Source organism: Streptomyces sp. NPDC104381, assembly GCF_055583745.1.
In genome coordinates, this window is record NZ_JBVJNK010000001.1 from 1,027,535 (window position 1) to 1,048,549 (window position 21,015).

Consider the following 21,015-nt stretch of genomic DNA (forward strand, 5'->3'; position numbering starts at 1 on the left):
CGGGGCTCAGAGCCTGCGGGTCGCCAGGGTGAGCCGGTCGCGGGCGTCGAACAGGGCGTCCTTGACCATCTGCTCGTGCGCCGGGGTGAGCCGGGCGACGGGCACCGAGCAGCTGATCGCGTCGCGCGCCGGGGTGCGGTACGGGATCGCCACGCCGAAGCAGCGCAGCCCCAGGGTGTTCTCCTCGCGGTCCACCGCGTAACCCTGCTCGCGGATGAGGTGGAGCTCCTCGATCAGCTTCTCGCGGTCGGTGAGGGTGTGCTCCGTCAGCGCCGGCAGCGTCTCGGGCAGCATCTTGCGGACCTGCTCGTCGCTGTGGGTCGCCAGCAGCGCCTTGCCGAGGGAGGTGGAGTGCGCGGGCAGCCGGCGGCCGACCCGGGTGAAGGGGCGCAGGTAGTGCTGGGACTGGCGGGTGGCGAGGTACACCACGTTCGTCCCGTCGAGCCGGGCCAGGTGGATGGTCTCCGTGGTGTCGTCGGAGAGGCGGTCCAGGGTGGGGCGGGCGGCCGCGACGACCTCGTCGCCGTCGATGTACGAGGTGCCGACGAGCAGGGCGCGCACGCCGATCCCGTACCGGGTGCCCGTGGCGTCGGTCTCCACCCAGCCGAGCTCCACCAGCGTGCGCAGCAGCATGTAGAGGCTGGACTTGGGGTAGCCGACGGCCTCCTGCACGGCGGCCAGCGAGTGCATGCCGGGGCGCCCCGCGAAGTACTCGAGGAGTTCCACCGTCCGTACCGCGGACTTGACCTGCGCCCCACCCGACTCGCCTACCGACATGCCTGATGCCCCTTCCAGCCTTCTTGTACGACCCTGCGACTTTTCTTGCCAACACCGAACGCCCGGAAATAGAGTTCCCGTGTATTCACGATCAGGAACGCTGTTCAGAATACCGAACAACTTCTCCTGTGTGGCAGTGGACCGGAAGGAAACACGGTGGCAGCAGCACCAGTCTGGAGCGTCGACCCCCGGACGGGGAACCCGCGTGAGCAGGTTGCGGTGGAGGCTACAGCGGAGGAGGTCGACGCCGCGGTCCGGGCGGCGCACGCCGCCCGTGGAGCGCTGGCCGACCGCACCGTGCGCGCCGCCTTCCTCCGCACCGCGGCCGACCTCCTCGCCGAGGCCCAGGAACACGTCATCGAGGCGGCCGACGCGGAGACCGCGCTCGGCCCCGCCCGGCTGACCGGCGAACTCGCCCGCACGGCCGCCCAGTTGCGGGCCTTCGCGGAGGTCGTCGACGAGGGCGCCTTCCTCGACATCCACATCGACCACGAGGACGGCAGCCGCACCCCGCCCTGGCCGGACCTGCGCCGCTACAAGATCCCGCTCGGGGTCGTCGCCGTCTACGCGGCCAGCAACTTCCCGCTCGCCTTCTCCGTCCCCGGCGGCGACACCGCGAGCGCCCTCGCCGCGGGCTGCCCGGTCGTCGTCAAGGCGCACCCGGACCACCCCGCGACCTCGGAGCTCTGCGCCTCGCTCCTGCGCAGGGCCGCGGCGCAGCACGGCCTGCCCGAGGACGTCCTGACGGTGCTCCACGGCTTCGAGGCGGGTGTCGAGCTGGTGAAGCACCCGCTCGTCTCAGCCGCCGGCTTCACCGGCTCGATCCGCGGCGGCCGTGCCCTGTTCGACGCGGCGGCCGCCCGGCCCGCGCCGATCCCCTTCCACGGTGAGCTCGGCTCGCTCAACCCCGTCGTCGTCACCGAGGCCGCCGCCGCCGAGCGCGCCGAGCAGATCGGCGCCGGGCTCGGTGGCTCGATGACCATGGGCGCGGGACAGTTCTGCACCAAGCCCGGCTTCGTGTTCGCCCCGTCCGGCGAGGCGGGCGACCAGCTGCTGAAGTCGCTGACCGAGACGGTGAGCGGCACGGGCTCCGGGGTCATGCTCGACCACCGGATGCGCGACGCCTTCGTCCAGGGGGTGGCCGAGCGGGCCGCGCTCCCGGACGTCGAGGCCCCCGTCACCCCGGGCGCCGGCGGCGAGCACACCGTCTCCGCGGGCTTCCTCACCGTGCCGGCGCGACGGCTGGCCCAGGAGGGCCCGCACGACGCGCTCCTGGAGGAGTGCTTCGGCCCCGTCACCGTCGTCGCGCGCTACGACTCCGCGGACGAGATCACCGCCGTGCTCTCCCGCCTGCCCGGGAACCTCACCGCCACCCTCCAGATCGCCACGGAGGAGGCCGACGGCAGCGCCGCCGGACTGCTGGCCCAGCTCACCCCGGTCGCCGGACGCGTCCTGGTCAACGGCTGGCCGACCGGTGTCGCCGTCGCCCCCGCCCAGCACCACGGCGGCCCCTACCCGGCCACCACCTCCACCTCCACCTCCGTCGGCGCCACCGCGATCGAGCGCTGGCTGCGCCCGGTCAGCTACCAGTCGACGCCCGAGGCGCTGCTGCCGCCGGAGCTCCGCGAGGACAACCCGCAGAACCTTCCGCGCCGGGTCGACGGGCGCCGCGCATGACGGCCGTACAGCTCCCGGAGCTGCCCTTCGCCCTGGAGCCGGTGGGTCCCGAGGGCGGATGGGCGTACGAGGAAGGCGTCCTGACCGGATCGGCGGGGGCGAAGCAGGACCGCTTCGTCCCGCCCGGCGGCGACGGCCTGGAGCCCGCGTCCGACGCGCCCCGGCTGCTGGGCCCCGCCCCGGAGGGCGACTTCCAGCTGATCGCCCGGGTGAGCGTCGGCTTCGCCGCCGCCTTCGACGCGGGGGTGCTCTACCTCCACGTGGGGGAGCGGGAGTGGGCCAAGCTCTGCCTGGAGCTCTCGCCCGAACGCCCCACGATCTGCACCGTGGTCACCCGGGGCCACTCCGACGACGTGAACTCCGCCGTGGTGGAGGGCGACAGCAGCTGGCTGCGGCTGAGCCGTATCGGCAGCTCCTTCGCCTTCCACGCCTCGCCGGACGGGGAGCGGTGGACCTTCGTCCGGCTGTTCACCCTCGGCACGGAGGAGCAGCGGGCCGCCGCCCGTATCGGCTTCCTCGCCCAGTCGCCCACCGGTGACGGCTGCGCGGTGACGTTCGACCGGATCGCCTTCCGGCCCACCGCCCCCGGCGATCTTCGCGACGGCAGCTGACCACCCCGTACCCCCGCGAAGGGCCCGGATCCGAGAGGATTCCGGGCCCTTCGTCCATGCGGCCCCGGTCTGCCGCGTGCCGCCTGATGTTCACCTGTACGTCACCCTGGATCCTCCTGCAATCAACCCGTGTTTCTCACGGCTTCCTCATGCGGCCTTGATTGCGTGTCCGTGCCGGCCCGGTCCGGCACGTAGACGCAAGGAGGCGCATGGTGTCGCGACCCGACATGGCCGCACCCCGTGGGTCCCGGGACGGCGACGCCCCGGCCCACGAGGGTGACCAGCCGCTGCACGTGGCGAGCAGACTGCACGCGTTCAACCGGTTCGAGCTGAAGTACCTCGTCCCCGTCGAGCAGGCCGTCGAGATCCGGGAGGAGCTCGGCGAGCGGATGGACCGCGACCTGAACAGCCCGGTGGGCGGTTACGGGGTCTGGAGCCTGTACTACGACAGCCCCGAGCTGCGGTTCTACTGGGAGAAGATCGAAGGGCTCAAGTTCCGGCGCAAGCTGCGGATCCGGCACTACGGCGATCTCGACGGTGTCACCGACGGGTCCCCGGTGTGCGTGGAGATCAAGCAGCGGGTGAACCGGGTGACGCAGAAGCGGCGCATCACCCTCCCGTACGCCACCGCCCGAAGGCTGTGCGACGCGCGGGAGATGGTGGAGCACTCGCCGAAGGAGAGCCCCTTCATCCAGGAGGTGCTCGACCTCGTCATCCGGCTGAACCTCCGGCCGACGGCGATCACCGGGTACCAGCGCGAGGCCCTGGTCGGCCGCGCGTCCGACACGGGACTGCGGGTCACCTTCGACCGCCGGATCCGGGGCCGTGACCGCGACTTCCACTTCGGGACCGCCACCCCGGAGAACCGGTTCACCATTCCGCCGCACATGACGGTGATGGAGATCAAGGTCAACGAGCGCACCCCGCACTGGATCACGGACCTGGCCGCGCGCCGGAACCTGAACCTGGTGCGGGTCAGCAAGTACGTGCAGTCCATCGAAGCGTTCGGCCTGGCACCCAGGTCGGTCTTCCACCTCGACGAGGCGGACTGTCCGCCTCCCACCCCCCACACCCGACTGCCGCTGGGGCAGCCGGCGGCGCCGTACGCGAAAGCAGGAGCACATTGACTCCTCCCCCGGAGGAGGGGGATTCCTGGCTCAGGCTGCCTCCGGGGGCATCGCTCCCGGAGGTCTTACGCCCTCAGCACCAGTCGGGTTGAGACCAGCCCGAACGAGCATCACGCGTGCGGAGTTCTTGTCCCTGGGGGACGAGACCCCGCAGGCGGTGCATGTGTAGGTACGTTCCGAAAGAGGCAGTGCGTGCTTGGTTCTCGCTCCGCACGATGCGCAGTCCATGGTGGTGTGCGCGGGGTGCACAAGGCGGATGTCCCGCCCGTGCTTGCGGCCCATCTCGATCAGAGCCGTCTTGGTGGCGCCGATCGCCGCGTCGGCGGCCTTGCGTGCCATGGTGGTCTTGGCGAGGAACCTCGGACGGAAGTCCTCCACGGCGATCACGTCATGGTCGCGGACAGCGCGCTTGGCCCACTTGCGGGCCGTGTCCTGCCGCTGCCGCGCCACCTTCTTGTAGAGCTTCGCGGCCTGGTGCCGGGCTTCTTGGTAACTCCTCGATGCTGCCTTGCCTTTGGCGGGTTTCCGGCGAGCCATCATCCGCTGATGGTGGGCGAGGCGCTGGGCGGCCTTCCTGCCGTGCTCGGCGTGAGGGAGGTCGTGCGCGTCGGACGTGGTGGTGGCGGTCTCCTTGACGCCCCAGTCCACGCCGAGCACGGCGCCGGTCTCGGGGAGCGGCTGGACCTCGGTCGCGACGACGAACGACGCGTACCAGTGCCCCAGGCTGTCCTGGTACACCCGCACACTGGACGGTGCGGCCGGGAGGTCGCGGGACCAGACAACCGTCAGGACGATGCCGCCCGCCAGGTGCAGACGCCCATCCTTCAGGCGGAAGCCCCGGGTGGTGTAGTTCAGCGTCAGGAGCGCCTCGCGCTTGCGCTTGACGCGGGGCATCCCCGCGCGCTGCCGCACCGGCAGCCTCGCCTTGATGTCCTTGAGGGCCTTGGCGCGGCACTTCCCGAAGTCGCGGACGGTCTGCTGCTGGGGCACCGACGAGCCCTCACGCAGCCATCCCATGGTGGTCCGGTCCTCCGTCAGCATCTTGTCGAGCTGCGCCGGACCGCACGTCGCCCTCCCGGCAACATCCCGGTTCGCGGCGTGGACCTTGCGGGACATGGCCACGCACTCGTTCCACACCCACCGGCAGCGCGCCCACTCGGCCTCAAGGCCGGTGCGGGCGGTCGACGACACGCGCACGCGGTAGGTGTACCGGGCATGCCCGGCATCCTCCGAGCGCCCTTGTGGTGTCGTCATGGCGTCATTTTGGCATGGAAAACGAGAAGCGGATCTTTATCCGCCTGCCAACGATCCTGCATGCACGACTTGTTGAGGAAGCGCGCGCCGACCGGCGATCCCTCGACTCCGAAATCGTCCACCTGCTTGAGGCCGCCTTCGGCCCGGCGGGTGAAGACGACCAATCGCCCGGACGGCGATAGGCCCATCCCATGCCCCGCTACGCGGGAGCTTCGATCCCTCCCCGGCCCGAGGGCCTGGGGGCATCCTCGAAGGAACACAGTGAACTTCGATCTGCAGGAACTCAGCGGGACGTTCAGCGTCGCCGACGTGGTCGCCGCCATGGCGCTGTCGTTCATCCTGAGCACGGTGATCGGTTACACCTACCGGTACACGCACCGCAACGTCTCGTACAGCCAGTCCTACGTCCAGACGCTGGTCATCGTCGGCATGATCGTCGCCCTGATCATGCTGGTGGTCGGCTCGAACCTGGCACGGGCGTTCTCCCTGGTCGGCGCGTTGTCCGTCGTCCGCTTCAGGAACGCCGTGAAGGAGACGAGGGACGTCGGCTTCATCTTCCTGGCGATGGCCATCGGCATGGCCTGCGGCGCCCGCTTCTACACGCTGGCCGCCGTCGGCGCCGTCGTGATCTGCGTCGTGATCCTCGTGATGTTCAAGTTCAACTGGTTCGCCCTGAACGTCCAGCGCCAGGTCGTCAAGGTCCAGGTCCCCGCCGGCGAGGACTACACGCCCGCCATCCGTGACGTCCTGATCAAGTACACCAGCGAGTTCGAGCTGGTCAGCACGGAGACGATCCGCGGCGGAGCCCTCAACGAGGTGTTCTACACCGTGCGGATGAAGAAGGGCACGGAGCCCGGCGACCTCGTCACGGCCCTCCAGGAACGCACCTCCGGGCAGCGGGTGACGGTGCTGACCGGTTACGACACGACCGACCTGTGATGAGCGGCGGTACGACGCCGGTCCGCCGGCGGCGGCTGAAGGACCGCCTCCCGGTGCGGCTGCGGCACCACTGGAAGCCGGCCGGGGCACTGTGCGTGGGCCTGGCCGTCATGGTGTACGCCTTCGGGGACGCCCGTATCTCGCCGTACGTCACCTCCTCGTCCCGCGTCGAGGCCGACACGATCACCGAGAACGTCAAGGGCACGGTCGGCCTCTACGACACCACGGTCACGCACGCGATCCAGCTGCAGTACAAGCAGACCGACTTCAAGAAGATGATCAAGGAGTTCGAGGACGACGGCACCAAGGACTCCATCAAGGCGGACCTCACCATCGACGGGGTCTTCCTCCAGGACGTGGGGATCCGCCTGAAGGGCAACTCCACGCTGCAGTCCCTGCGCGGCGACAAGGGCGGTGCCGGTGGCGGCCGGATGCCCGGCGGAGCCGGGCAGGGCGCCCCGCAGCAGCAACAGGGCGGCGGGGGCCAGGACCGCGGCCAGGCCGCGAACGGCGGCGGTCCTGGCGCCGGGGCCCCGGGCGGCACGGCCGCCGGCGGCACGGGCACCACCGGCGGGAACGCCACCGGGGGTGCGGGTGCCACCGGAGGCAACGCCACCGGGGGCGCGGACGCCACCGGGGGTGCGGGTGCCACCGGCGGGAACGCCGCCGGTGGCACGGACGCCACCGGCGGGGCCGCGGCCGGCGGTGCCGACGCGGGGGCCGGCAGGGGCGGTATGGGGGGCGGGATGACCCAGTACGACCTCTCCGCCGACAAGCCGGAGGAGCTCCCCCTGCTCATCGAGATCGACGAGTACGTCGAGGGTCGCGCCTACCAGGGCGAGCGGGAGATCTCGCTGCGCCCCGGAGCCGACGAGCAGGTGCCGTTGAACGAGGCCCTGGCGCTGTCACTGACGGACGAGAGCGGCGAGACGGCCGAGCGGTACGGCTTCACCACGGTGTCCGTCAACAACGGTCCCGAGGTCACCAGGCTCATGGTGGAGAACCCCGACACCGAGTACGCCGAGGCCATCGACGGCGACGGAGTGCTGTACAAGGCGCGGGCGGGCGGAAGTTTCGCCTACCAGGGCGATGACCCCTCCGACTACGAGACGTCGTTCCGACAGCTGAACAAGGTCGGGAGCCAGGACCTCGAACCCGTCATGAAGTTCATCAAGTGGGTGGACGAGGCGTCGGACGAGGAGTTCGCCGCAGACCTCGACAAGCACGTCGACGTCGAGTCGTTCGCCAAGTACGTCGCCACGCAGAACCTGCTGATGAACTTCGACGACATGGCGGGGCCCGGCAAGAACTACCTGCTCCGGTACGACCTGGACACCAAGAAGTTCTCCGTCCTCGGATGGGACTACAACCTCACCTTCAGCGGGGACGCCGAGGCGGGACCCGACGACGAGATGAGCATGGGCGGCGGCCGCCCCGGCGGCGCGGGCGGCGAGGAGACCGGCCAGGACACCGGCGGCCAGGCAACGGAAGGCCGGCAGGGCGGGGCACCCCAGGGCATGCCCGAACTGCCGGAAGGCATGGAGCTGCCCGAAGGCATGGAACTGCCGGAAGGCGGGATGCCCGGCGGCGGAGAAGGCGGCGGCCCCGGCGGCGCGGGTGGCCCTGGTGGCTCCATGGGGGGCCACGCGCTCAAGGAGCGCTTCCTGGAGCTGGACGCGTTCGACGGCGTCTACAAGAAGGCGTACAGCGAGCTGTACGAGACGTACTTCGGATCGGGTAAGGCGGCCGAGGCACTGGACGGCATCTCCGCCCAGGCCGAGAAGGCCGGTGTCGACGCGGCCGATCTGAAGAAGGCCGTGGACACGCTGCGCACGACCGTCACCTCCCGCACCGAGGCACTCGCGAAGAACAAGGAGGTCACCGGCAGCTGACCACCGGCGCCCCGGGCACGGATCCCCCCGGATCCGGCCCGGGGCACCGGCACACCCGCGTCACCGCAGGTCGTCCCGTGCGCCCCGTACCGTGGACACCGCGCCCGCACCACCCGCACCACCCGAGGTGAACCCAGCCGTGATGGCCCCATCCGCCCGGCACACCGTTCTGGTCGTCGAGGACGACCCGAGCATCCGCACCCTGCTCACCTCCGCCCTGCACGCCGCCGGTTACGCGGTCGTCTCGGCGGGGACCGGGCAGGACGCCCTGTCCGGTACGGAGCGCAGCGGCCCGGACCTGATCGTGCTGGACGTGATGCTCCCCGACACCGACGGCTTCACGGTGACGCGTGAGCTGCGCGCCCGGGGCATCTACACCCCGGTCCTCTTCCTCACCGCGCGCACCGAGGTCGAGGACCGCATCATCGGCCTCAGCTCGGGGGGCGACGACTACGTCACCAAGCCCTTCCACGTCCAGGAGATCCTGCTGCGGATCCGCGCCATCCTCCGCCGCAGCGCCGGACCGCACGCATCACCGCCGCCCGCCGAGCGCCCGCCCCTGCGCTACGCCGACCTCACCCTCGACGAGGAGGCGCACGAGGTGCACCGCGGCGGCCAGCGGGTGCCGCTGTCCCCGACGGAGTTCCGGCTGCTGGCCTGTCTCATGGCACAGCCCGAGAAGGTGCTGGAGAAACAGCAGATCCTGCAGAAGGTCTGGCACTACGACTTCGCCGGCGACACCCGCATCGTGGACACCTACATCAAGAACCTGCGCCGCAAGATCGACCGCGCCGAACCGCCGCTCATCCACACCGTGCGGGGCGTCGGCTACTGCCTGCGCCTGCCACGGGACCACACCCGGTGAGAGGGGTACCGAGGCGCCTGCGCCCCCGCTCCCTGCGCACCCGGCTGGTGCTGATCGCCACGGTCCTCGCCACCGCGGCGGTCCTGGTGAGCCAGGCCACCGGGCTGACCCTCATGCGCTCCTGGCTCATCGGGCAGGTCGACGACCGGCTCACCGACTTCCGCCCGCCCTCGCCCGTCTACCGGGACATCGCCGACGGCACCGTACCCAGCCGCCGGCCACCCCCGCACGAGGCCCTGCCCTCCGACTTCCGCGTCTACTTCTACGACGCCGAGGGCCGCCTGCTGCCCGACTCGCTCGGCAGCGGACACGGCGAACCCCGCCTGGCCGGGACCATCACCGCGCGCGATCCCGTGGACGGACACCCCGCCACGGTGCCCGCCCGGGACGGCGACGGCAGCTGGCGCGTGGTCGCCGACTCCGGGCCCGGAGGGATGCGGGCCGTCGTCGCCCTGCCCCTGGACACCGTGCGGGACGCGACGTCCCGGCTGCTCTGGTTCAGCCTCGCCATCGGTGCGGTCGCCGCGACCGGGGTGATGCTGCTGGGCGGTGCCGCCGTACGCCTCGGCCTGCGGCCGCTGACCCGCGTCGAGCACACCGCGCGCAGCATCACCAGCGGCGAGCTCGAACAGAACGTCGCCGACACCAGTCCCGACACCGAGGTCGGCCGTCTCGGCATCGCCTTCAACACCATGCTCGACCAGCTCCGCGCGGCCCTGCACCGCAAGGACAGGACCGAGCGCCGGCTGCGCCGCTTCATGGCGGACGCCGGACACGAACTGCGCACCCCCCTGACCTCCCTCCAGGGCTTCGCCGAACTCCTGCTGGACGACCCGGACATGTCCCCGTCCCGCCGGCGCGAGGCCCATGAGCTCATCGCGCAGAACGCCGACCGGATGAGCCGCCTGGTCGACAGCCTCTTCCTGCTGGCCAAGCTCGGCGACGCCCCCACCACCGAGCACGGACCCGTCGACCTGCTGTCGCTGGCCGCCGACGGGATCGCCGCCTCGGCCGTACGGCACCCCGGCCGGCGCATCTCCCTCGCCCCGCTCGGGGTGGGCGAACTCGACGTGGTGGAGGGCTCCGGCGACCCGCATCAGCTCGCCCAGGTGCTCGCCAACCTCCTGGACAACGCCTGCGCCCACACCCCGCCCGGCACCCGGCTCCAGGTGCGCGTCGGGAGCCTGCGCGCCGGCCCCCGCACCGGAGGCACCGACCGCCCCGGCCGTACGAGCACCAACCCGCCCCTGCGCCCGGGCACCCCGGCCCACGCCGTCGAGGTCGTCGACGACGGCCCCGGCCTGACGCCCGAGGAGGCACGGCAGGTCTTCGACCGCTTCTACCGGGCGCCATCGGCCTCCGGCACCCCCCGGACCGGCGGCTCCGGCCTCGGCCTCGCCATCGCCTCGACGATCGCCGAGGCCCACGGCGGCCGCCTGGAACTCGACACCGGACCCGGCGAGGGCTGCACCTTCCGGCTGCTGCTCCCGGCCGCAAACTCCTGAACACGCCCACACGCCCGGCCCTTAGGGGATGGCGCAGGGTCTTGCCGGATTCACGGCGGAGCGCACGCGGGCGATCCTCAAGAGGCAGGAGAGACGCCGGACGACGTGAGGGGCGCTGTGGTGGACAGGCGTGGGGGAGGCCGGGCGCATGGCGCCTGGAGTGTGGCGCTGGCCCTGGTGGTCGGCCTCACCGGTGCGGGGGTGGCGAACGGCGCCCCTCCGGGCCGGGCGGCCGACGGTGCGGCGGAGGGCTCGGGATCGGCCGACGGTGCGGCGGAGGGCTCGCGCTCGGCCGACGGTGCGGCAGTGGGCTCGCGCATCGCATGGAAGCCGTGCGAGCGCGATGCCTCGGCGGAGTGCGGCGCGCTGTCGGTGCCGGTGGACTGGGACCGGCCGGACGGGGCGCGGTTCGACCTCCAGCTCGCCCGGCGCAGGGCCACGGGCCCCGGCGCCCGGGTCGGCTCCATGGTGTTCGGGCCCGGCGGCCCCGGAGACTCGGGCGTGGACCGGATCGTCGGGGAGGGCGCCATGGACCGCTTCAGCGACACCCTTCGCAGCCGGTTCGACATCGTCAGTTTCGATCCGCGCGGTGTGGGGCTCAGCAACTCGGTCCGCTGCTCGCAGGAGCTCCTGGACAGGCGTCCGCCGCCGGTCATCAGGAGCCGGGCCGACTTCGACGCCACGGCGGCGTACAACCGTGAACTGCGCGCGGACTGCCGGAAGAACACCGCGAACGGGCTCTTCGACCACGTCGACACGCTCAGCGCGGTGAAGGACCTCGACGCCGTCCGGGCGGCGCTCGGCGAGAAGTCCCTCACCTTCCACGGCAGTTCGTACGGCACGCTGCTCGGCGAGCAGTACGCCGAGCGGTACCCGGAGCGGGTCCGTGCCCTGGTGCTGGAGGCCGTGGTGGACCACAGCCTCGGCCTGCGCGGCTTCCTGACCACGCAGGCCGCCGCGTTGCAGGACTCCTTCGACGAGTTCGTGGCGTGGTGCGGACGGACCCCGGGCTGCGCCCTGCACGGCTCGGACGTGCGGGCGCGCTGGACCGGGCTGCTGGACCGCGCCGAGCGGGGGGAGCTGTCGGACGACGGCGCGCCGCTCACCCCGTTCGACCTGAACGTCATGGTGATGAAGCGGCTGTACGGCCCGGAGTGGGCGGCGCTGGCGGAGTACCTGCGCGGGCTGGACGAGGGCGAGCCGGACGTGGCACGGGCCACAGGAGCGACGCGTGACGGGTCCGCGCCCGTGCTGGGGACGAACCCGTTCGAAGTGTTCTGCCAGGACTGGGCTCTGCCGGTCGACGGCTACGAGGAGTACGCCCGTGAGCTGCGCCACGTCGCCGGGGTCGCCCCGGACATGAGGTACCCCCGCGCCCTGATGTCCGTGTCCGCCTGCCTCGGCGCACCCGGGCCGGACAACCCCCAGCACCGGCTGAAGGTCCGGGGCAGCGCCCCCCTCCTGCTCACCAACGCGGTCCACGACCCGGCGTCCGGCTACAACTGGGCCACACGTGTGGCCCGGCAACTCGGCCGGAGCGCGGTCCTGCACACCTACGAGGGCTGGGGCCACGGCACGTACAGCAGCAGTCCCTGCGTACGGGACACGGTCGACGCCTACCTGGTCTCGCTGACGGTGCCGCCCCGCGGTGCGAGCTGCCCGGCCGTCGAGCCGGCCGGGTGAGGACCGCCCGGTGCGCGGTGGCCCCGCCGGGGAATCAGCCGGACCCCAGCCGCGTTGAACGGGCGGCGGAGGCTCCCTCCGCGATCGGTCACAGCAGAGCTGGAGAACAGAAGAGTCATGCGCGTCGAGATATGGAGCGACATCGCCTGCCCGTGGTGCTACGTCGGGAAGGCCCGCTTCGAGAAGGGGCTGGCCGGCTTCGCCCACCGTGACGAGGTCGAGGTGGTCCACCGTTCCTTCGAGCTCGACCCCGGGCGGGCCAAGGGCGACACCGAGCTGGTGATCGACATGCTGGCCCAGAAGTACGGGCGCAGCCCCGAGGAGGCGCGGGCCATGGAGGGCAACGTCGCCGCGAACGCGCAGGCCGAGGGGCTCGGCTACCGCACCGAGGGCCGTGACCACGGCAACACCTTCGACATCCACCGGCTGCTCCACCTCGCCAAGGCCCGCGGGCGCCAGGACGAGCTGCTGACGCTGGTCTACCGGGCCAATTTCGCCGAGGAGCGCTCGGTCTTCGACGACGCGGTGCTGGCCGACCTGGCCGTCGAGGCGGGCCTCGACGCCGACGAGGCGCGTGCGGTGCTGGCCGACCCCGAGGCGTACGCCGACGACGTGCGGGCCGATGAGCGCGAGGCGGCCGAGCTGGGTGCCAACGCCGTGCCGTTCTTCGTGCTCGACCGGCGCTACGGCATCTCCGGCGGCCAGCCCGCGGAGGTCTTCGTCCAGGCGCTGGAGCAGGCGTGGAAGGACCGCGTGGTCCCCGGTCTCACCCAGGTCGGCGGGGACGCCGCGGCCTGCGACGCGGACGGGGCCTGCGAAGTGCCCCAGGCCGACCCGTCCGACCAGCGCGTATAAGGAGTTCTTTGGCGCGCCGCTCAAACTTACGTCGTTGACGTGAGGTTGAGCGGCCGTCAGGCTGTCCCGCATGGAGACTTCTGCGATCGACCGGGTCAGGGCCACCGAATTCGCATCCGGGACCACCTATCTCAACACCTCCAGCTGCGGGCTGCTGCCCCGGCGCACGGTCGACGTCGTCAAGGCGCTGGCCGAGGACAACGCCGTGGGGCGGCAGCCGGGCGGCGGCAGCCATGAGCGGGTGGAGGCGGCCAGGAGCGGCTTCGCCCGTCTCGCCGGCGTGGGCTCCGACCGGGTCGCCGTCGGCGGATCGGTCGCCGCGCACGTGGGCCTCGTCGCGGCATCGCTGTCACCCGGGGCGGAAGTGCTGGCCCCCGAAGGGGAGTTCAGCTCCGTCGTCAGCCCGTTCGCCGTCCGGGGCGATCTGAAGATGCGGTACGTGCCGCTGGACGAGCTGGCCGGCGCCGTCCGTCCCGGCACCGCCGTCGTCGCCTTCTCGGCCGCCCAGTCCTCCAACGGCCGGGTCGCCGACCTGGACGCCGTGCGTGCGGCCGCCGCCGAGCACGGGGCCCGGACGATGCTCGACGCCAGTCAGTCGGCGGGGTGGCTGCCGCTCGACGCGGGGGCGTACGACTACACGGTCACCGGAGGCTTCAAGTTCCTGCTGTGCCCCCGTGGCACGTCCTTCCTGACCGTCACCGAGGAGGCCCAGGAGACCCTGCCGGCCCTCTATCCGGGCTGGGTCGCGGCCGAGGACCGCTGGGACAGCGTCTACGGGCCGGTCGAGCGGCTCGCGGCCGCCGCCCGGCGGTTCGACGAACCCGTGGCCTTCCTCGCCTACCACGGGGCCGAGCAGTCCCTGGAGCTGCTGGCCGAGGTCGGGGTGGACGCCGTGCACGCCCACACCACCGCACTCGCCGCCCGCCTCCGGGAGGGGCTGACGTCGCTCGGGCACGCACCGGTGCCCGGCACCTCCGCGATCGTCGCCGTGCCCGGACTCGGCGGCCGGGAGCCCGAGCTGGCCGCGGCCGGGGTGACGGTCTCCGCCCGCGCGGGGAACCTGCGGGCGGCCTTCCACCTCTACAACACCGACGCCGACGTCGACCGCGCCCTGGAGGTGCTGGCCGGCTGACCTACCGCGCGGGGCACTCGCCGGCTTCCGCGCAGAGGTTCTCCTCCACCTTGGCGAGCAGCCGGGCCAGCTCCGCACGCTCGGCGGGATCCAGCCCCGCCAGGGTGTGCTCCTCCAGGCCCGACCAGGCGCCCCGCACCTCGGCGTGCAGGGCGCAGCTCTCCTCCGTCGCCTCGACCAGGACCGCCCGCCGGTCGTCCGGGTCGGGGCGGCGGCGTACGTGCCCGGCCTGTTCGAGGCGCTGGAGCATCTTGGTGACGGTGGACGGGTCGAGGTCCACGGCCTTGATCAGCTCGGCCTGCCGGACCGCTCCGGTGTCCCACAGGTGCATCATCAGGAACTCCTGCCCCGGGTAGAGCCCGAGCCCCTTGAGCAGCCGGCCGGCCGTGATCCTGTGCAGCCTCGCCACCCGGGAGACGGCATGGCTGACCGGGCCGTCGAGGGCGGCGCTGGGCAGCGCCCCGGGGCAGGCGGGGTCGGCGGAGGTGGCGCTTTCGGCCTTCATCGGGACTCCTCGGTGCGGTGCCGCGACCCGGTCCGGTGCCGGGCTTCGTGACGTCCTCATGAACTTTAGCTTGGTCGGCCAATTAATAGGTTACAGTGGCGAGGCGCTCATTACTTGGCCGACCAATCTAAATGCCTCGGAGGCTTCCATGACCACCGTGTTCGATCCCGTAGATCTCTCCGGTACGCAGCTCTCCAACCGCATCGCCCTCGCGCCGATGACCCGCAGCCGGGCCGGCGAGGGCGGCACGGCCACCGGCCTCACCGTCGACTACTACACCCAGCGCGCCTCGGCCGGGCTCCTCATCACCGAAGGCATCCAGCCCTCCGTGGTGGGCCAGGGATACCCCTCCACCCCCGGGCTGCACAGCGCCGAGCAGGTCGCGTCCTGGCGGGAGGTCACCGACTCCGTCCACGCGGCGGGCGGCCGGATCTTCGCCCAGATCATGCACGCGGGCCGGATCGGCCACCCCGTCCTGCTGCCGGACGGACTGGTCCCGGTGGCGCCGTCCCCGGTCGCGGCACCCGGCCAGGTCTACACCCACGTGGGACCCAAGGACTTCGTGGAGCCGCACGAGCTCACCGACGAGGAGATCCGCGCGACCATCGGCGACTTCGTCACGGCCTCCCGCAACGCGATCGACGCCGGCTTCGACGGCGTCGAGCTGCACGGCGCCAACGGCTACCTGATCCAGCAGTTCCTGGCCCCCAACACCAACCTGCGCACCGACGCCTGGGGCGGCTCGGACACGGCCCGCATCCGCTTCGCCGTCGAGGTGGTCAAGGCCGTCGTCGCAGAGATCGGCGCCGAGCGGACCGCGATCCGCGTCTCGCCCGGGAACCCCTACAACGGCATCGAGGAGCCCGAGCCGGACGCCGTCTACACCGCGCTCGTCGCGGAGCTCGAGCCGCTCGGTCTCGCCTACCTGCACGTGCTGGAGCAGGCGGACGGCCGTGAACTGACGCTCGCGCTGCGCAAGCAGTTCACCGGGACCCTCGTCATCAACGTGTTCTCCGAAGGGCCGACGGGCCCCGAGCACCACACGGTCATCGACGACGGGATCGCCGACATCATCTCGTACGGCGCCCTGTTCCTCGCCAACCCGGACCTGCCGGCCCGCCTCAAGGCCGGCGGCCCCTTCAACACCCCGGACCCGAAGACCTTCTTCGGCGGCGGCGCGGAGGGCTACACCGACTACCCGGCCCTGGACGCCGTCTGACACGGACCGCGCGTCCGGACGCCCGACGCCGGGGACCCGATGCCGTGCGGGTCCCCGTGGCAGACTTCCGGCGTGAGTGACGACACGATGCACGGCATACGGATCAGGCCGGGCGGCCCGGCCGACGCACCGGCCATCCTGGACATGCTCGACTCCGCCGTGGCCTGGATGAACGCCCGCGGCAACACCGAACAGTGGGGCACCGTCCCGTATTCGCGGACGCCCGAAGGCCCGGCCCGGGTCGAGGGGTACACCACGGTGAACTCGCCGTACGTCGCGGAGCTGGACGGTGTGCCCGCCGGTGCGCTGGTGCTCGACACCGGCCCCAACCCGCGGATGCCGATCCCGGCGGCGGGGGAACCGGAGCTGTACGTACGCCTGCTGGTCTCCGACCGGCGGCACGCGGGACTCGGCATCGGGTCGGCTCTGCTGGCCCACGCCGTGCGGGAGACCCGGCGGGCCGGGGTGGACCTGCTGCGGGTCGACTGCTGGGCGGGCGGCGGGGGCGAACTCGTCGCGTACTACGAGCGCAACGGCTTCGTCCCCACGGAGCGCTTCCGGTCCGGGACCTGGCCGGGGCAGGTGCTGGCCCTGCGGATCGGCTGAGGCGCCCCCTCCGAAAAGCCCCTGCGCCGACCCCCTGCGCCGACTCCTTGCTCCGACCCCCTGCGCCGACTCCCTACGCCGAGTCCCTGCGCACCAGTTCGGTGGGGAGGATGACCGCCGCCGGGTCCTCCCCGCCGATCTGCGCCAGCAGCACCCGTACCATCTCGGCGCTGATCCGGTCCCACGGCTGGCGGACCGTCGTCAGCTCCGGGCGCGCCGCGAGCGCGGCGGGGGAGTCGTCGAAGCCGCCGACCGCGATGTCCTGCGGCACCCGCCGGCCCGCCCGCTCCAGCGCGCTCAGCACGCCCTGGGCCATCAGGTCCGACGCCACGAACACCGCGTCCACCTCGGGCGCCCGCTCCAGCAGCAGCGCGGCCGCCGCCTCACCGCCCGCCCGGCTGTAGTCGCCCGGCACGATCAGGGCCTCGTCCACCGGCAGCCCGCACTCGGCGAGCGTCTCCCGGTATCCGGCCAGCCGGTCCACCCCGCCCGGGGTGTCCAGCGGACCGGTGACCGTGGCGATCCGGCGGCGCCCCGACCCGTACAGGTAACGCACCATGTCCCGGGCGCCGTGCCGGTCGTCCGCCGCCACGTAGCTGACCCGCGACCCCTGCCCGAGCGGCTTGCCGCAGGCCACCAGCGGCACCCCGGCCTCGTGCAGCTGGGCGGCGACCGGGTCACCGGAGTGGCTGGAGACCAGCAGCACCCCGTCCACATGCCCGGCGATGTAGCGCATGTTGCGGCGGCGCTCCGCCTCCGTGCCCGCGATCATCAGCAGCAGCGGGATGTCGTGGGCGGCGAGCGCGGTGGTGCAGCCCCGCAGCAGCACATTGAAGTTCGGGTCCTCGAAGAAGCGCTCCTGGGGCTCGGTCAGCAGGAAGGCCACCGAGTCGGAGCGCCCGGTGATCAGGGACCTGGCGTGCCGGTTCACGGTGTAGCCGGTGCGCCGGATGGCGGACTGGACCGCGTCGAGCGCGGCCGGGCTGACGTTGTGACCGCCGTTGAGGACCCGGGAGACGGTGCCCCGCGAGACACCGGCCTCCCGGGCGACGTCGTGGATCGTCGGCGGCCGGGGACGGCCCGTGCCGTTCTGTTCTGTGCGGCTCATGGTGCTGATCTTTCATGAAGAGGAGCCCTGTTGAGGAGCTGTCAGGGCTTTGCGGCGCGCGGTCAGGACTTTACGGCGCCCGAGAGCAGGTCGAGGCTCCAGAACCGCTGGATCACCAGGAACAGGGCGATCAGCGGGATGATCGCCAGCAGTGCGCCGGTGATGACCAGGGTGTAGAGCGCCGGGGTGTTCGAACCCTGCTGGAGCAGTGTGTAGAGCCCCAGGGTCACCGGGAACTTCTCGTCGTCGCCGAGCATGATGTAGGGGAGCAGGAAGTTGTTCCAGACCGCGACGAACTGGAACAGGAACACGGTCACCAGCCCCGGCAGCATCATCGGCAGCGCGATGGTCCGGAAGATCCGCCACTCGCCGCCGCCGTCCATCCGCCCCGCCTCGATCACATCGGCCGGCACGGCCGCCGCCGCGTAGATCCGGGCGAGGTAGACGCCGTACGGGGAGAGGATCAGCGGCAGCAGCACCGACAGGTACGAGTCGGTCATGTCGGCCTCGGCCAGCAGCAGGTACTGCGGCACGGCCAGGATCACCGGAGGCATCAGCACCCCGGCGAGCAGGATGTTGAAGACGGTCTCCTTGCCGCGGAAGCGGTACACGGCCAGCGCGTACCCCGAGACCGCGGACACCGCCGTGGAGAGCAGCGCGCCCGCCCCGGCGTAGAAGGCCGAGTTGGCCATCCACTTCCAGTACACCCCGTCGCGGTACTCCGTGAGCTCGGCGACGTTGTCCGCGAAGCCGGTGCCGGGCAGGAAGGTGAAGGTGGAGAAGAGCTCGCTGCCCGACTTCGTCGAGGCGACCAGCACCCAGGCGACGGGCAGCAGGCAGTACACCGCGCCGAGCAGCAGTGCGGCCGTGGGGACGAGGGGGAGGCGCCGGCGGCCGGGGGCGGCCGGGGACGGGGTGCTCATCGGGACTCTCCCTGCTTCGTACGGGAGTTGGCCGCCCTGAGGAAGCCGAAGGACAGGGCGAGGGTGGCGAGGGCGATGATGACCGCCTGGGCCGCCGCCGCGTGGATGTCGTTGTTGACGAAGGCGTCCTGGTAGACCTTCATCAGCGGACTCCAGGTGGTGGAGAGCGAGTTGGTGAGCGGCTTCAGCGTGGTGGGCTCGCTGAACACCTGGAGCGTCGCGATGATCGAGAAGAAGAAGGTCAGGATCAGCGAGGGCGCCACCATCGGGATCTTGATCCGCAGCGCGATCTGCAGCTGCGAGCAGCCGTCGAGCCGTGCGGCCTCGAAGATCTCGGCGGGGATCGCCCGCAGCGACGTGTAGATCACGATCATGTTGAAGCCGGTGCCGCCCCACACCGCGATGTTGGCCAGCGAGAGGTACAGCGGGCCGCCGTCCAGCAGATCGGGCCGCGGCAGTCCCATCGCGTCGAGGACGTACAGGAACGGGCTGACCTCGGGCAGATAGAGGAAGCCCCACATCAGCGCGGCGATGACGCCCGGGATCGCGTACGGCAGGAAGATCGCCAGCCTGCTGAAGCCGCGCGCCCGGAGGCCGTCGGTGTCCAGCAGCAGGGCGAAGAGCAGGGCGAGGCCGAGCATCACCGGGACGACGATCGCGCCGTAGCCGAGGATGCGCAGTGCTCCGTGCAGCAGCTCGGAGTCGGAGAGCGCGTCGGTGTAGTTGACCAGGCCGGCCCAGATCTCCTCGCGGGCGCCCTTGCCGAGGCCGAGGCCCTTGACCTCGGTCCTGCGGAAGCTGAGGTGGACGGCGTAGCCGATGGGCAGGGCGAAGAAGAGCAGGAAGAGGACGGTGGCGGGGATCAGGAAGACGTACGGGGCGCTCTTGACCCCGTACGCCCTCCTGCGGGGTGTGCGTGTCACTCCGAGACTCCGAAGCCCTGCTTCTTCAGGTCCGCGACGGTGGCGTCCTGCATGGCGGTCAGGGCGGGGCCGAAGTCCGACTTGTTCTTGGCGGCCTCGGCGAAGTTGTCCTTGAAGGCGCTGTACGCGACGTTGACGTTCGGGCCCCAGGCGGCCGGGGCGGTGCCCTTCGCGATCTTGGCGGCCTCGGTGTAGAAGGCGGGCTGGTCGGAGAAGTACTCCGGCGCCTTCGCGAGCGCGCCACCGGTCTGGGCGGCGGTCGCGGCCGGGTAGATGCCGCTCTCCTCGACCAGCGCGGCCAGGGCCGCCGGGTCGGTGTTCAGCCACTTCGCGAAGGTCGCTGCGGCCTTCTTGTTCTTCGAGTCGTTGGTGACCGCCGTGGACGAGCCGCCCCAGCTGCCCGTGACGTTCTCGCCGGCCTTCCACTGGGGGAGCGGGGCCATGGCCCACTTGCCCTTCGTCTCGGGAGCGGCGGTGGTCAGGGTGCCCGGTGCCCAGACGGCGCTGACCCAGGCGATCTGCTTGCCGGTGTTGAGCGCCTTGTTCCAGGCCGGGGTGTACATCGGCTGGTTGTCGATGGCGCCCTCCTTCACCAGGCCGCCCCAGAAGTCGGCGACCTTCCGCGTGGCCGGGTCGTCGATGGCGACCTTCCACTTGTCGCCGCCCGTCGTCCACCACTGCGCGCCGGCCTGCTGGGCGAGGCCCGCGAAGAGGCCCGAGTCGTTGGAGGAGAAGGTGGTGAGGTCCTTGTCCGGCGCCTTCTTCTTCAGCGCGCGGGCGGTGTCGGCGAACTCGTCCCAGGTGGTGGGCACGGTCAGGCCGTACTGCTCGAAGAGGTCCTGGCGGTAGTAGAACATCAGCGGGCCGGAGTCCTGCGGCAGCGCGTACAGGGCGTCCGAGCCGAGCGTCGCCTGCTGCCAGATCCCGTCGGCGAACTCGCCCTCGGCGTCGCCCGCCTCCTCGGATATGTCCGCGAGGACGTCGTTGGAGACCAGTGTGGGGAGCGCCTGGTACTCGGCCTGGACCAGGTCGGGGGCCTTGTGGGCCTTCGCCGCCGTGATGATCTTGGTGACCAGGTCGTCGCCGGAGGCCTGCTTCTTCACCGTGACGGTGATGCCGGCCTCCTTGCCCGGCCCCTTGTTCCAGATGTCCGCGACCTTGTCCAGGCCGGGCGCCCACGCCCAGTAGGTCAGCGAGGCGGGCCCGGAGGCGGCCGGCTCGTCGCCGCCGTCGTCCGAGCCGCACCCCGAGAGCAGGGCGGTGGCGGCGAGGGCTGCGGCGGTGGACACCGCGACGGTGCGGTATTTCATGGTTTCTCCCCTGACGAGACGAACAGAGCCTCGGCGGACCGGCCGGTGCGGCGCTGTGAGCGTTCACAGTAGAGAAACGAAACCGACACTTGTCAATGGTTGTT

General features: G+C 71.6%; 20 protein-coding genes. 13 read left to right on the plus strand and 7 right to left on the minus strand.

The window, feature by feature from the left end; genetic code table 11:
• Positions 1-6: 6 nt before the first annotated feature.
• On the minus strand, positions 7-777 hold the full coding sequence (locus ACZ607_RS04600; protein ID WP_033305764.1) for an IclR family transcriptional regulator: 771 nt from the start codon (positions 775-777) through the stop codon (positions 7-9).
• A 156-nt stretch (positions 778-933) separates the two neighbouring features.
• Between ACZ607_RS04600 and ACZ607_RS04605 the strand changes: the two genes are divergently transcribed.
• The 3 genes from ACZ607_RS04605 to ACZ607_RS04615 all read left to right on the plus strand — a co-directional run bounded on the left by ACZ607_RS04605 (position 934) and on the right by ACZ607_RS04615 (position 4,192).
• Positions 934-2,454: an aldehyde dehydrogenase (NADP(+)) gene (locus ACZ607_RS04605; protein WP_469731622.1), complete on the plus strand. Its 1,521-nt coding sequence runs from the start codon at positions 934-936 to the stop codon at positions 2,452-2,454.
• A complete protein-coding gene (locus ACZ607_RS04610) occupies positions 2,451-3,065 on the plus strand; it encodes a DUF1349 domain-containing protein (protein ID WP_469731624.1) in 615 nt (204 codons plus the stop codon). The genes ACZ607_RS04605 and ACZ607_RS04610 overlap by 4 nt, the downstream gene beginning before the upstream one ends.
• 227 nt (positions 3,066-3,292) lie before the next feature.
• Entirely contained in the window at positions 3,293-4,192 is a 900-nt protein-coding gene (locus ACZ607_RS04615; protein WP_469731865.1) for a VTC domain-containing protein, read from the plus strand.
• Positions 4,193-4,222: 30 nt separating this feature from the next.
• Here the strand turns inward: ACZ607_RS04615 and ACZ607_RS04620 are convergent, their stop codons facing one another.
• Positions 4,223-5,446 (minus strand): RNA-guided endonuclease InsQ/TnpB family protein, encoded by a 1,224-nt coding sequence (locus ACZ607_RS04620; protein ID WP_469731626.1) that lies wholly within the window; start codon positions 5,444-5,446, stop codon positions 4,223-4,225.
• Positions 5,447-5,460: 14 nt separating this feature from the next.
• Here ACZ607_RS04620 and ACZ607_RS04625 point away from each other — a divergent pair, with 14 nt between their 5' ends.
• From ACZ607_RS04625 to ACZ607_RS04660, 8 genes are all read left to right on the plus strand, one after another.
• Positions 5,461-5,628: an Arc family DNA-binding protein gene (locus ACZ607_RS04625; RefSeq protein ID WP_469731628.1), complete on the plus strand. Its 168-nt coding sequence runs from the start codon at positions 5,461-5,463 to the stop codon at positions 5,626-5,628.
• Between the two features lie 79 nt (positions 5,629-5,707).
• Complete coding sequence (locus ACZ607_RS04630; protein ID WP_099176060.1) at positions 5,708-6,385, plus strand: DUF4956 domain-containing protein; 678 nt, start codon at positions 5,708-5,710, stop codon at positions 6,383-6,385.
• A complete protein-coding gene (locus tag ACZ607_RS04635; RefSeq protein WP_469731630.1) occupies positions 6,385-8,277 on the plus strand; it encodes a CotH kinase family protein in 1,893 nt (630 codons plus the stop codon). The genes ACZ607_RS04630 and ACZ607_RS04635 overlap by 1 nt, the downstream gene beginning before the upstream one ends.
• 142 nt (positions 8,278-8,419) lie before the next feature.
• Positions 8,420-9,142 (plus strand): response regulator transcription factor, encoded by a 723-nt coding sequence (locus ACZ607_RS04640; protein WP_469731867.1) that lies wholly within the window; start codon positions 8,420-8,422, stop codon positions 9,140-9,142.
• Positions 9,139-10,647 carry an ATP-binding protein gene (locus ACZ607_RS04645; protein WP_469731632.1) on the plus strand — a complete coding sequence of 503 codons (1,509 nt, stop codon included), beginning with the start codon at positions 9,139-9,141 and terminating at the stop codon, positions 10,645-10,647. Before ACZ607_RS04640 ends, ACZ607_RS04645 begins: the two co-directional genes overlap by 4 nt.
• 162 nt (positions 10,648-10,809) lie before the next feature.
• Positions 10,810-12,330, plus strand: coding sequence for an alpha/beta hydrolase (locus ACZ607_RS04650; RefSeq protein ID WP_469731634.1), 1,521 nt, complete (start codon positions 10,810-10,812; stop codon positions 12,328-12,330).
• Positions 12,331-12,447: 117 nt separating this feature from the next.
• Positions 12,448-13,185 (plus strand): DsbA family oxidoreductase, encoded by a 738-nt coding sequence (locus ACZ607_RS04655; RefSeq protein WP_469731636.1) that lies wholly within the window; start codon positions 12,448-12,450, stop codon positions 13,183-13,185.
• Positions 13,186-13,255: 70 nt separating this feature from the next.
• Positions 13,256-14,317: an aminotransferase class V-fold PLP-dependent enzyme gene (locus ACZ607_RS04660; RefSeq protein WP_469731648.1), complete on the plus strand. Its 1,062-nt coding sequence runs from the start codon at positions 13,256-13,258 to the stop codon at positions 14,315-14,317.
• Between the two features lies 1 nt (position 14,318).
• Here ACZ607_RS04660 and ACZ607_RS04665 read toward each other — a convergent pair whose 3' ends face one another.
• Positions 14,319-14,822 carry a MarR family winged helix-turn-helix transcriptional regulator gene (locus ACZ607_RS04665; protein ID WP_469731651.1) on the minus strand — a complete coding sequence of 168 codons (504 nt, stop codon included), beginning with the start codon at positions 14,820-14,822 and terminating at the stop codon, positions 14,319-14,321.
• A 148-nt stretch (positions 14,823-14,970) separates the two neighbouring features.
• On the opposite strand from ACZ607_RS04665, the gene ACZ607_RS04670 reads away from it, so the two are divergent.
• On the plus strand, positions 14,971-16,041 hold the full coding sequence (locus ACZ607_RS04670) for an alkene reductase (protein ID WP_469731653.1): 1,071 nt from the start codon (positions 14,971-14,973) through the stop codon (positions 16,039-16,041).
• An 87-nt stretch (positions 16,042-16,128) separates the two neighbouring features.
• On the plus strand, positions 16,129-16,647 hold the full coding sequence (locus tag ACZ607_RS04675; RefSeq protein WP_469731869.1) for a GNAT family N-acetyltransferase: 519 nt from the start codon (positions 16,129-16,131) through the stop codon (positions 16,645-16,647).
• A 73-nt stretch (positions 16,648-16,720) separates the two neighbouring features.
• On the opposite strand, the gene ACZ607_RS04680 is transcribed toward ACZ607_RS04675, so the two are convergent.
• The 4 genes from ACZ607_RS04680 to ACZ607_RS04695 all read right to left on the minus strand — a co-directional run bounded on the left by ACZ607_RS04680 (position 16,721) and on the right by ACZ607_RS04695 (position 20,911).
• Complete coding sequence (locus ACZ607_RS04680; RefSeq protein WP_469731655.1) at positions 16,721-17,755, minus strand: LacI family DNA-binding transcriptional regulator; 1,035 nt, start codon at positions 17,753-17,755, stop codon at positions 16,721-16,723.
• A 62-nt stretch (positions 17,756-17,817) separates the two neighbouring features.
• A complete protein-coding gene (locus ACZ607_RS04685) occupies positions 17,818-18,678 on the minus strand; it encodes a carbohydrate ABC transporter permease (RefSeq protein ID WP_469731656.1) in 861 nt (286 codons plus the stop codon).
• Complete coding sequence (locus ACZ607_RS04690; protein ID WP_469731658.1) at positions 18,675-19,601, minus strand: carbohydrate ABC transporter permease; 927 nt, start codon at positions 19,599-19,601, stop codon at positions 18,675-18,677. Before ACZ607_RS04690 ends, ACZ607_RS04685 begins: the two co-directional genes overlap by 4 nt.
• Positions 19,598-20,911, minus strand: a complete 1,314-nt coding sequence (locus tag ACZ607_RS04695) for an extracellular solute-binding protein (protein ID WP_469731660.1) — start codon at positions 20,909-20,911, stop codon at positions 19,598-19,600. Before ACZ607_RS04695 ends, ACZ607_RS04690 begins: the two co-directional genes overlap by 4 nt.
• Positions 20,912-21,015: the final 104 nt, after the last annotated feature.